Raw genomic sequence first — 857 nt, forward strand, 5'->3', positions numbered from 1 at the left:
ATCGCGGGCGCCGCCTCGACCGGCCCCGGGCTGCTCGACGCGAGGCCGATGGACGCCGGCCGCGCGTCGGCCAGCTCGGCGAACGTCACCGGCGTCCCCTCCGTCGCGGCCGGGCTCTCGCCGGCCAGGGCGGCGAAGCGCGGGCTGAACAGGGCGCGCCAGCGCTGGCGCGACAGGTCGCGCGCCTCGGCGATGATCCGCACCCGCTCCGAGAAGCTGTCCTCGACCGCGCAGTCGGTCGGCGAGCGCATGCACAGGTTCAGGAAGCCGTCCGGCGCGGTGACCTTCGCCCCCATCGCCATCGACGTCGACGCCGCCGGCAGGCCGGCCTTGCGGGCCGCCGAACCGGGCGCCTGCGTCGTCGCGCAGGCGGACAAGGCGAGCGCCAGCAGAGCGGCCCCGAACGGGACGATCTTGCGGGCGTGGATACTGCAAAGCTTGGCGACCATGAAAGCTCCGCCGTGGAAATCGACGAAAGCTCTACATGGTTCCCCGATAAATAATGGAAAACGACTATGCCTAACCGTTCAATGACGTTCGTGGTTATCGTAAAGTTGACGGAAGTAATCTTGGTAACGGGTCGTATATTCTCATTGCGCGGGCGTTAACCATGACTCGCGACTCCGTGCCCCGCGTCCCCTCTCCCCTTGCGGGAGAGGGAGGGACCCGCGCACCGGACCCGGCGAAGCCGGGGGAGGTCTGCGTGGGAGGGTGAGGGGTTTCGCGACCTGTCCGCCCGTCTGCACCAGGCGCGACGTCGGACAGTCTGGCGCGACCCCTCACCCTCCCACGCGGACCTCCGCCTCGCTCCGGTGCGTGGGCCCCTCCCTCTCCCGCAAGGGGAGAGGGGCTTGTGC

Annotated in this window: 1 pseudogene; it reads right to left on the bottom strand. The window is 69.7% G+C overall.

What is annotated here, in order from left to right:
* Window positions 1–449: pseudogene (locus G3573_RS21690) on the bottom strand (hypothetical protein); the annotation flags it as partial.
* Window positions 450–857 lie beyond the last annotated feature (408 nt).

Origin of the sequence: Caulobacter sp. 17J65-9, from assembly GCF_010975005.1 — a bacterium.
Classification (GTDB): Bacteria; Pseudomonadota; Alphaproteobacteria; order Caulobacterales; family Caulobacteraceae; genus 17J80-11.